7 protein-coding genes, 1 rRNA gene and 1 pseudogene are annotated in these 9,089 nt (G+C 71.4%); 8 read left to right on the forward strand and 1 reads right to left on the reverse strand.

Annotated elements, in window-relative coordinates; translation table 11 throughout:
- The first annotated feature begins 155 nt into the window (after nt 1-155).
- From rrf to IE198_RS34820, 3 genes and pseudogenes are all read left to right on the forward strand, one after another.
- A 5S ribosomal RNA gene (gene rrf, locus IE198_RS34355) occupies nt 156-272 on the forward strand.
- A 598-nt stretch (nt 273-870) separates the two neighbouring features.
- Nucleotides 871-1,635, forward strand: a pseudogene (locus IE198_RS37005) (hypothetical protein); the annotation flags it as partial.
- Nucleotides 1,636-1,836: 201 nt separating this feature from the next.
- Nucleotides 1,837-2,529: a tetratricopeptide repeat protein gene (locus IE198_RS34820; RefSeq protein ID WP_229834850.1), complete on the forward strand. Its 693-nt coding sequence runs from the start codon at nt 1,837-1,839 to the stop codon at nt 2,527-2,529.
- Between the two features lie 78 nt (nt 2,530-2,607).
- Here the strand turns inward: IE198_RS34820 and IE198_RS34365 are convergent, their stop codons facing one another.
- Nucleotides 2,608-3,888 carry a DUF1015 family protein gene (locus IE198_RS34365; protein WP_189893951.1) on the reverse strand — a complete coding sequence of 427 codons (1,281 nt, stop codon included), beginning with the start codon at nt 3,886-3,888 and terminating at the stop codon, nt 2,608-2,610.
- A gap of 120 nt (nt 3,889-4,008) precedes the next feature.
- Between IE198_RS34365 and IE198_RS34370 the strand changes: the two genes are divergently transcribed.
- From IE198_RS34370 to IE198_RS34390, 5 genes are all read left to right on the forward strand, one after another.
- Nucleotides 4,009-5,037, forward strand: coding sequence for an HAD hydrolase-like protein (locus IE198_RS34370; protein ID WP_189893953.1), 1,029 nt, complete (start codon nt 4,009-4,011; stop codon nt 5,035-5,037).
- 63 nt (nt 5,038-5,100) lie between these two features.
- Nucleotides 5,101-6,153 carry a FecCD family ABC transporter permease gene (locus tag IE198_RS34375; protein WP_373300060.1) on the forward strand — a complete coding sequence of 351 codons (1,053 nt, stop codon included), beginning with the start codon at nt 5,101-5,103 and terminating at the stop codon, nt 6,151-6,153.
- Nucleotides 6,150-7,187, forward strand: a complete 1,038-nt coding sequence (locus IE198_RS34380; RefSeq protein WP_189893955.1) for a FecCD family ABC transporter permease — start codon at nt 6,150-6,152, stop codon at nt 7,185-7,187. Before IE198_RS34375 ends, IE198_RS34380 begins: the two co-directional genes overlap by 4 nt.
- 50 nt (nt 7,188-7,237) lie before the next feature.
- On the forward strand, nt 7,238-8,047 hold the full coding sequence (locus tag IE198_RS34385) for an ABC transporter ATP-binding protein (RefSeq protein WP_189893957.1): 810 nt from the start codon (nt 7,238-7,240) through the stop codon (nt 8,045-8,047).
- Between the two features lie 797 nt (nt 8,048-8,844).
- The coding region (locus IE198_RS34390) for a helix-turn-helix domain-containing protein (protein WP_229834848.1) at nt 8,845-9,089 on the forward strand (245 nt) is incomplete at its 3' end.

Here is a 9,089-nt window from a genome sequence, read left to right on the forward strand (position 1 = left end):
TGAGGGGTGGAGTTGACCGGTACTAATAGGCCGAGGGCTTGTCCTCAGTTGCTCGCGTCCACTGTGTGGTTCCCGGGTTGCGAACAGTCGCACCGGTTGAACCAGCTCCACTTATCAATTGAAGAGTGTGCTTGTTCGCTAGAACCCGATAGGGTTTCGGTGGTCATAGCGTTAGGGAAACGCCCGGTTACATTCCGAACCCGGAAGCTAAGCCTTTCAGCGCCGATGGTACTGCAGGGGGGACCCTGTGGGAGAGTAGGACGCCGCCGAACAATCTTTCAGGACCCTTGGTCCAGCGTTCACGCTGGACCAAGGGTCCTTTTTGTTTTGCCGAGAATGACGAAGCGCGGCCGCCGGGCGGCTGCGCGAGAATGACTGTAGTACCCGAAGACAGGAGTCACACCGATGTCCCCCAACTCTTCCGACGATCGTCCGGAACGCGAGCCGCGTCGCAGGGACGGTGGTGACAGGGGCGGCTTCCGCGGCGGTCGCGACGACCGGGACCGTGGCCCCCGTCGTGACAACGACCGTGGTGACCGAGGTGGCTTCCGTCGCGACGACCGTCGTGATGACCGCCGTGATGACCGTGGTGGTCGTCCCGGTGGTACCGGTGGTGGCGTCCGCCGCGACGACCGCGACCGGGACCGCGGTCCGCGTCGTGACGACGACCGTGGCGGACGCCCGGGTGGCGGCGGCAGTGGCTTCCGTCGCGACGACCGTCGTGACGAACGAGCCGGCAGCTTCCGCCGCGACGACCGTTCCGGTGACCGGGGCGGATACGGTCGCGGAGACAACGACCGTGGTGGGTACCGCGGTCCGCGCGACGAGCGTCGTGATGAGCGTCCGGGTGGCTTCCGCCGTGACGATCGTCGTGATGACCGCCGTGATGACCGTGGTGGTCGTCCGGGTGGTACCGGTGGTGGCTTCCGTCGTGATGACCGGTCGGGTCAGAGTGGTTACCCGCGTCGTGATGACCGGCAGGGTGGTTTCCGTCGTGATGACGACCGTGGTGGGTACCGCGGTCCGCGCGATGACCGTCGTGACGAACGAGCCGGCAGCTTCCGCCGCGATGACCGTCGTGACGATCGTCGTGATGACCGCCGTGATGACCGTGGTGATGACCGCCGTGATGACCGTGGTGGTCGTCCCGGTGGTACCGGTGGTGGCTTCCGTCGTGATGACCGGTCGGGTCAGAGTGGTTACCCGCGTCGTGATGACCGGCAGGGTGGTTTCCGTCGTGATGACGACCGTGGTGGGTACCGCGGTCCGCGCGACGATCGTCGTGATGAGCGTCCGGGTGGCTTCCGTCGCGACGACCGTTCCGGTGACCGGGGCGGATACGGTCGCGGAGACAACGACCGTGGTGGGTACCGCGGTCCGCGCGATGACCGTCGTGATGAGCGTCCGGGCGGTTTCCGTCGCGACGACCGTCGTGATGAGCGTCCGGGTGGCTTCCGTCGCGACGACCGTCGTGATGACCGCCGTGATGACCGTGGTGGTCGTCCCGGTGGTACCGGCGGTGGCTTCCGTCGTGACGACCGCTCCGGTGGCAGCGGCTACGGCCGGCGGGACAACGACCGCGGTGGCTTCCGCGGCCCCCGCCGCGACGACCGCGACCGGGACAGGGACCGCGGCGGCTACCGCGGTTCCCGTGACGACCGCGGAGACCGTGGCGGCCACGGCCGTCGCGACGACCGTGACCGTCCCGACCGCGAGCCCATCAAGCGGCTTCCGATCCCCGACGACGTCACCGGCGACGAGATCGACAAGGACGTACGGCAGGAACTGCAGAGCCTGCCGAAGGGTCTCGCCGAGGACGTCGCCCGCAACCTCGTCATGGTCGCGAACCTGATCGATGAGGACCCCGAGCAGGCGTACGCCTACTCCCGGATCGCGCTGCGGCTCGCCTCCCGCGTCGCTGCCGTGCGTGAGGCCGCCGGCTTCGCCGCGTACGCGACGCAGAAGTACTCCGAGGCCCTGGCCGAGTTCCGCGCGGCCCGTCGGATGACCGGCACCGTGGAACTGTGGCCGGTCATGGCGGACTGCGAGCGCGGGCTGGGCCGGCCCGAGCGGGCGCTCGGGATGGCCGGTGAGCCGGAGGTGCAGAAGCTGGACAAGGCCGGCCAGGTCGAGATGCGGCTCGTCGCCGCCGGAGCCCGCAGGGACATGGGGCAGTTGGATGCCGCCATCGTGACGCTGCAGAGCCCCGAGCTCGCCTCCAGCTCCGTGCAGCCCTGGACCGCGCGCCTGCGCTACGCGTATGCCGACGCGCTCCTCGCGGCGGGCCGGGAAAACGAGGCCCGTGAGTGGTTCGCGAAGGCGCTCGAGGCCGACAAGGACGGCGCCACCGACGCGTCGGACCGGCTTGCCGAGATGGACGGCGTCGAGTTCGTCGACGTCCTCGACGAGCACGACGTACTCGGCGACCGCACCGATGTCGACGACGTGAAGACCGACGGCACGGCCGCCGGCTCCGAGACGGAGCCCGACACGGAGCCCGACACGGACAGGCCGGGCGACCAGCCGTAGTCGGCGAACGCCGACGGCACACGAGTAGGGGCGGCGCCCGGTCCACGGGTGCCGCCCTCACCGTTTCCGGCCGTGCCCTCAGTCCAGCGCGAGGCTCCTGAGCACCAGTCCCGTCGCCGGCTTCGGGCCGAACGACGTCGACTTGCGCGGCATGGTGACGCCCGCGAGCGCCAGTTCCCGCACGACGTCCTCCTTCACCGGGTGCATCAGCACCACCGTTCCGCCGACCCGCTCCGCCTTGGTGACGGCCGCCTGGGCGTCGTGGATGTAGGCGATGTGCTCGGGAGCGTCCGGGATCTTCCAGATGTGTTCCAGCAGCGTCGCGTGCAGCACCGTCGCGTCCAGGGTGCGCCAGGCCTCGGGGCGGCCGCCCGGCACCGTGCGGTCGAGCAGCCCGGGGTCAGGGTGGTCGGCGAGGTGGAAGCGGCCGTCTCCGGCGAGGAGGAACGCGTTGCCTTCGGCGGCCGCGCCGGCGAGGGCGTCGAGGGCCTGTGGCAGCGGCCCTTCGAGGGGGCGGACGCGGAAGGAACCGGCGAGGGCGGCGAGCGCCTTCGTGACCGGCAGACGGTGCAGCAGCCGGTGGATCGCCCGCACCTGCAGGGGATAGCGCGCGGTGTCGATCAGCAGCACCAGACCGTAGTTCCAGGGGCCGGGCGTCGGGTGTTCCGCGCGCAGCCGCAGATAGGTCGCCCAGCGGTGGTGGCCGTCCGCGATCATCGCCTGATGCCGTATCAGATCACCCTGCACCTCAGCCACTTCGCCAGGATCGGTGAGGCCCCACAGGCGGTGGCTGAAGCCGTCCTCCGTGGTGGTGGACAGCAGCGGCGAGCGCGGGACGGTGCGTTCGATGACGGCCGTCGTGCCGACGGCGTCGCCGCCGCTGCGGTACGTGAGGAGCAGCGGCTCCAGGTTCGCGGCGGTCGTGCGCATCAGGTCGGCGCGATCGGCGACGATGTCCGGCATGACGTCCTCGTGCGGAAGAACGACGCCGGCGGCCGGTTCGGACAGTGCCAGCGCCCCGATGACGCCCCGCTGCAGAACATCGCCCCTGCACTGCTCGTACACGTACAGGGCGGGCTCGTCGTCCGCTGCCAGGACGCCGTCCGCAAGCCAGCGTTCCAGGGTCTGCGCGGCCTGACTGTGGGGGTCCTCGGCGGCGCGGGCCTGGGGGAGGATCAGCCGCACGATGTTGTACGGGTCCGCCGACTCCAGGTGGTGCAGGCCGTCGGGCCTGACGACCACGTCGTACGGCGGCGAGGTCACGGCGGCGAGGCTGCCCACCCGCTCGGGGACATAGCGCAGTCCACGGAACGGGATCAGATGCAGACCGCCATCGGCCGCAGGACCTTCGTTGTTCATCAGGGCATCGTAAGCGTGTGGAAGCGATGCGCGATGATCGGGGGAGCGGACTCCGTACCGGGAGCGACCCGGAGCAAGGGAGCCGCAGAAGCAGTAGCAGCTACAGAGGAGCGGAAGCGGATGAGCCAGCAGGGCACGAACCGGCCGAGCGGCAGCGTGCGGGCGCTGAGCGAGGCGTACGACACGGCCCTGCTCGACCTCGACGGGGTGGTGTACGCGGGCGGTGAGGCGATCACGTACGCCGTCGAGTCGCTGGCGACGGCCCGTGAGCAGGGCATGCACCTGGCGTACGTCACGAACAACGCGCTGCGCACGCCTGATGTCGTGGCCGCCCATCTGACCGAGCTCGGCATCCCGACCGAGGCCGGTGATGTGATCAACTCCGCGCAGGCGGTGGCCCGGCTGATCTCCGAACAGGTGCCGAGCGGGGCCCGTGTGCTGGTCATCGGCGGCGAAGGGCTGAGGGTCGCCCTGCGCGAGCGCGGCCTCGAGCCGGTCGAGTCGGCGGACGACGATCCGGCGGCGGTCGTGCAGGGATACGGCGGGCCCGAGCTTCCCTGGGGCCGGTTCGCGGAGGCCTGTTACGCGATCGCCCGCGGTGTGCCGTGGTTCGCGTCCAACACCGACCTGACGATCCCGAGCGCGCGTGGCATCGCGCCGGGCAACGGGGCGGCCGTCGAGGTGGTACGCATCGCCACCGGCGCCGAGCCGCAGATCGCGGGCAAGCCGCTGCCGCCGATGCACAAGGAGACGATCCTGCGCACCGGGGCGAAGCGGCCGCTGGTCGTCGGCGACCGGCTGGACACGGACATCGAGGGGGCGTTCAACGGGGGAGTCGACTCGCTGCTCGTCCTGACCGGGGTGACCGACGCGGCGCAGCTGCTCGCGGCGGTGCCGCAGCACCGGCCGACCTACGTGGACGCGGATCTGCGGGGCATGCTGACCGGCCAGCCCGAAGTGGCCGAGGCGGACGGCGTGTTCCGGTGCGGAGGATGGGCGGCATCGGCGCGGGGCGAGGAGTTGGCGCTGGACGGCGAGGGCGAGCCGTTGGACGGGCTGCGGGCGCTGTGCGGAGCCGCGTGGACGAGCGCGGGTGACGGTTCCTGCGCGCTCGATGCCGGGAAGGCGCTGGCGCGGCTGGGACTGTAGGGGACGGCCGCCGGCGGCTGCCTCCTCAGGGATCACTGTGCGAGGGTAGGCTAACCTAACCACGTGTTGGTCGACAGTCCCCCGAAACGGAGCGCGGAGCCGATATCCGCACCGGCGACCCCGAAACGGTACGCCCTGCGTGCCGCGGGGCTGTTGGTGTCCTGCGGTGTCCTGCTGCTGATCTGCGTCGCGAGCATCGCCGTGGGGGCCAAGTCCGTACCTCTCGCCGACGTATGGGGCGGGCTGTTCCACAACACGGGCACCGGCAACGACGTGATCATCAGGGACGTCCGCCTGCCGCGGACCCTGCTCGGGTTCGTCGTCGGCGCGGCCCTCGGCGTTGCCGGCGCGGTGATGCAGGCGCTGACCCGCAACCCGTTGGCCGAACCGGGCCTGTTGGGCGTCAGCGCCGGCGCCTCGGCGGCCGTCGTGTCCGCCGGCAGCTTCCTCGGCGTCACCTCGCTCACCGGCTATGTGTGGTTCGCGTTCCTCGGCGCCGCCGTGGTCTCCGCCGCCGTGTACGTACTCGGCGGCAGCCGCGGCGCCACCCCGGTACGGCTCGCGCTCGCCGGCACGGCCGCCACCGCCGTCCTGTACGGCTACATCAACGCCGTCCAGCTGCTGGACGCGGCCGCGCTCGACCGGCTGCGCTTCTGGACGGTCGGCTCGCTCGCCTCCGCGGACATGGAGACCATCGGGAAGATCGTGCCGTTCGTCGCCGTCGGCCTGGTGCTCTCCATGCTCCTGGCCAGGCCGCTGAACGCGATGCAGATGGGCGACGACACCGCGCGCTCGCTCGGCGCACACCTGACCCGTACCCGCATCCTCTCGATGATCGCCATCACCCTGCTGTGCGGGGCGGCGACCGCCGCCTGCGGGCCGATCGTCTTCATCGGCCTGATGATCCCGCACGTCGTCCGTGCCGCCACCGGCCCCGACATGCGGTGGATCCTGCCGTACGCGGCCGTCCTGTCGCCCGTGCTGCTGCTCGGCGCCGATGTCGTCGGCCGGGTCGTCACCCGCCCCTCCGAGCTGCAGGTCGGCATCGTCACCGCGCTGATCGGCGGGCCGGCCTTCATCCACCTCGTACGCCGTAGGAGATTGGCTCAGCTGTGAAGGCCGTGAAAGCACTGCGCACGCCGGGCGGGCTCTCCCTGCGCATCGACTCCCGGGCGGCCGGAGCAGTACTGCTGCTCGCCGCCGCCGCGGCGGCCGTCGCGGTCGTCCTCATCGGCAGCGGCGACTTCCCGATGTCGTTCGGTGACGTCGTCGGCACACTCCTCGGAAACGGCACGGCCGCACAGGAGTTCATCGTCCAGGACGTGCGGCTGCCGCGGGTGCTCGTGGCGCTGCTCGTCGGCGCGTCCCTCGCACTCAGCGGCGCCGTCTTCCAGTCCCTGGCCCGCAATCCGCTCGGCAGCCCCGATGTGATCGGCTTCTCGCAGGGGTCGACCGTCGGCGCGCTCACCGTGATCGTGCTCTTCGGCGGCGGTTCGCTCGCCGTGGCGGGCGGCGCGGTCGCGGGCGGACTCGTCACCGGCATCGCCGTCTACACACTCGCCTGGAAGCGGGGAGTGCAGGGCTTCCGGCTGGTGCTCGTCGGCATCGGCGTCGCCGCCGTCCTCACCGCGCTCATCCACTTCCTGATCACCAAGGCCAACCTCGTGGACGCCACCCGGGCCACGCTCTGGATGACCGGGTCGCTCGACGGGCGCGACTGGGCGCAGGTGTGGCCGCTGGCGGGGATGTGCGCGGTTCTCATGCCGCTGGTGTTCGCGCACGGGCGGCCGCTGCGGATGCTGGAGATGGGCGACGACGCGGCGTACGCGTTGGGCGTCCCGGTCGAACGCACCCGGGTCGTGCTCATGGGCTCCGGCGTGCTGTTCATCGCCGGAGCCACGGCTGCGGCCGGCCCCATCGCCTTCGTGGCCCTCAGCGCGCCGCAGTTGGCGCGCCGGCTCACCCGCTCCCCGGGGCCGAACCTGGCCTCGGCCGCCGTCATGGGCGCGGCTCTGCTCCTCTTCGCGGACTGGATCGCCACCAACGCCTTCGGCGACCGCATGCTGCCGGTCGGCGTCGTCACCGCGGTGCTCGGCGGCGGATACCTCCTCTGGCTGCTCGTCACCGAGCGCAGGGCGGGCCGGATATGACGCCGCACCGTGCCGCCACCCCGACCATTGACCCCAGGAGTACGACGACGATGCAGCGCCAGCGCCTCACCGCGGAATCGGTCACCCTCGGCTACGACCAGCGGGTCATCGCGGAGGACCTGTCGCTCGAGATACCCGACAACTCCTTCACCGTGATCGTCGGCCCCAACGCGTGCGGCAAGTCGACGCTGCTGCGGGCGCTCTCGCGGATGCTCAGGCCGACGCGGGGCCAGGTCCTGCTGGACGGGCACGTCATCCACTCGATGCCCGCGAAGAAGGTGGCGAAGACCCTGGGGCTGCTGCCACAGTCGTCGATCGCCCCCGACGGGATCACGGTCGCCGACCTCGTGGCGCGCGGGCGCTACCCGCACCAGGGGCTGCTGCGGCAGTGGTCGCCCGAGGACGAGCGGATCGTCGAGGAGTCGATGGCCGCGACGCGCGTCGGCGAGCTGGCGGACCGCTACGTCGACGAACTGTCCGGCGGGCAGCGTCAGCGGGTCTGGATAGCGATGGCCCTCGCGCAGCAGACACCGCTGCTGCTGCTCGACGAGCCGACGACGTATCTGGACATCCAGCACCAGCTGGAGGTGCTCGACCTGTGCGCCGAACTGCACGAGGCGCAGGGGCGGACGCTCGTCGCGGTCCTTCACGACCTCAACCAGGCCGCGCGCTACGCCACGCACCTCGTCGCGCTGCGCGACGGCAGGGTCGTGGCGGAGGGGGCACCGGGGGAGGTGGTCACGGCGGAGCTTGTGGAGCAGGTCTTCGGCGTGAAGAGCCAGATCATCGACGATCCCGAGTCGGGGACACCGCTGGTGATCCCGGCGGCGCGGAGGGGGATCGGGGTGCGGGTGGGGTGACGCACGGGCCGCGGCGGGTGCGGGGGCCCCTGCGGCCGGCTCGTGCCCCTGCCCGCCGCTTCCCGAAACCGGGGGCTCCGCCCCCGGACCCCGGCCGCCCTGCGGGTGTTGTTTCGGGTCTCTGCTCCGACCCGTCGCGCTACGGGCGTTGTTCAAGGTTTCGCTCCTCGCCCGGTGCGTCTTGCGGATGTTGTTCGGGGCTCTGCCGTCATCCGGGCTGCGCCCCCGGCCCTCTGTGGGCGTACCGGCCTCGGACCCTCGGCCGCAGGCCTGCGCCGCTCCGTGTGGCCCCCTGGGCTCCGCCGGCCCTCCGTGATGCCTCCCAGGCCCCGCTCTGGCCCCAGGCCTGGCACGGGCTCTCCATGGGGTACCCGACGGCATCCGGGCCCGCCCGGGCCCTGTGTCGGCGCCTGCCGGGCCCCGCCGGGCTCGCGCCGCACTGCGCGGGATCCCCAAGCTCCCTCGACGACTTGGCACCACTATTGCCCGGTCCCTCCCACGGCGCCAGGCATGGGGGAGTGCCCCCGGAGGGGACGGCATTTCAGCCCTGTCGCGGTTCGAGGCGCGGGGGTTCGGGGCGAGCCCCGACGGAGTGGGCACGTTCCCGACTCGCTGGGCATCTCCCAATCGCCCGGGCGAGGCGCAGGGGAGCGGGGCGGAGTCCCGGGTCGGTGGGGGCGGGGTGGGGGAGAGCAGCCCGGAGGGCTAGTGTCCTGCGCCAGTAGTTGATCGTTAGTTTTTGTGTGACTTCTGCTGCTGGTGCGTCAGTTCCACGTCGGGGCCCGAAACTGGAGCCGTTGCTGCTCTCTGATGAGGAGCGGGCGGTGTTGGAGCGGTGGACGCGTCGGGCGACGTCGGCGCAGGCGCTGGCGCTGCGCGCACGGATTGTGCTGGCGTGCTCGGGGCCGGAGGTGCCGCCGATCGTCGCGGTCGCCCGGGATCTGCGGGTGGCCGCGGACACGGTCCGCAAGTGGGGGCGGCGGTTCCTGGCCGAACGGCTGGACGGGCTTGTTGACGAGCCCCGGCCGGGCCGGCCGCCCAC

Origin of the sequence: Streptomyces xantholiticus, from assembly GCF_014651015.1 — a bacterium.
Classification (GTDB): Bacteria; Actinomycetota; Actinomycetes; order Streptomycetales; family Streptomycetaceae; genus Streptomyces; species Streptomyces xantholiticus.